A 1628-nucleotide genomic window follows, 5' to 3' on the forward strand; every position below is an offset into this window, starting at 1 on the left:
GCCCAATGTCATCAAGGTATATAGCCAATAAATACCATTTTATTTTGTTTGATCAAAGATGTCATAAATATTATCACCACCTGCTAGAAAGTGTTTTAAAAAAGGCAATAGGATGCCCGGTCCTTGAGTTATAGTCTTCTTTCAAGTCCCTCATTTACTACTTGCGTCTTATATATGGATAAAGTATATTTAAGATGAGTTGTTTTATAGGCACCTTTTCCTGCTAGGAACAAATTTATTCGACTTCAAGTTTTTGTTGCGCGGATACTTCCTTCCCGGCCGAATAGGTGTCTTATTTTTTATGATTTCTTTCATAACCTTGTTAAATATCTTTTGCCGAACAGCGGCTCTTTCTTCAAGTAATAAAATAATCATGGATTCTTTTAATTTTCCTATTAGGATGTTGGTGTTAATTTGGTAGTGATGCTTCAAATTCTTTTTCTTATCTTTTTCATTGATCACTTTGTTCGCTTCGTTTTTAACAAGGGCTACCATATTAATTAAGTAAATGGATGCATAGAAATCTTGTTCTATCACGACCTGTGAACTGCCTGTAAAGTTTTCCATTTGTAATTTGTTTTTTAATTCGTCGTATTTCACTTCAATTCCCCAACGTTTAAAATAAAGGTCTTTGAATTCCAGAACGCCTAGATGCTTCTCCATCACATTGGTTACGAGTATTTCTTCTTCATTGGATGGTAATAGAACTCTTAAAACTCGAGCTGATAACTCCTTGCCATTTACAGTGAAATGGATGATTTGATCTGGTTCAACAGCTTCTCTAATCTCTTTCATTGCACCTATTGATGCACGCATGAGGTACTTTATTCCATATTCCTCTACATAAGCAATGAAATCTCTAGAAGGATATCCTCTGTCGAACAATAGAAGGTCATTTTTAAACCCTAACTCCTTTAGTTCTTTGATCATTTCCTTGGCGGCGTCACGCTCACTAGACTTGTAAGGTGCGATTCGTGACGTTAAGATGATGTCATTTTCAATATCATAGATTGCAGCTACTCTCGCACGTGCGTTAGTAGGACTCATTTGGTTTTGTACATAGCCAAAGTGGTTTCTTAGACCTTCTGTATTGGGTAGCTCAACGATCGAACCATCAATTGCACAGAGACGGTACCCATGAAACGTTTTAAAAGAATCATCGTCATAAAACCATTGCACAACTGCATGTGATAACTTTCTAAAAGCAGTTGGTGAGACTTTCCGTCTCGCCTCCGAATATCCCTGTTTTGTGATACTTACACCTGTAGGATTTACCATTTTGAAAAAAGAATCAAGTTCTAATTGAATCGTTTTCTTTACAAAATATAAACTAAAAAGAATTGTGCTTTTAAAATCTAGTTTATTACCTTTACGCGTAAAATACGTGGGTTTTACTCGTGATTCGCACATGAAAATCACATCATTTAATAAACGTTCTGATACCTCTACTGCCCCTAGAAAAGTCTTCCTCATTCCTATCACCAGCCTCATTTTGATACACCTAAAAAGTAGTGTTCAAAACGATTATTGGGGTGCTTTTGAAAAGTCAAGTGCTTTTCAGCCTAATTCAGAATAATAATAACTAATTAACTACCATAATTTGTAAGACTACCTTGATGACATTGGGC

1 protein-coding gene is annotated in these 1628 nt (G+C 35.6%); it reads right to left on the reverse strand.

Translation table 11 applies throughout. The features are described from left to right. Window positions 1-204 precede the first annotated feature (204 nt). Window positions 205-1473 (reverse strand): IS4 family transposase, encoded by a 1269-nt coding sequence (locus tag GH741_RS21335; RefSeq protein ID WP_153738766.1) that lies wholly within the window; start codon window positions 1471-1473, stop codon window positions 205-207. Window positions 1474-1628: the final 155 nt, after the last annotated feature.

This window comes from Aquibacillus halophilus, assembly GCF_009649745.1.
GTDB lineage: Bacteria > Bacillota > Bacilli > Bacillales > Amphibacillaceae > Aquibacillus > Aquibacillus halophilus.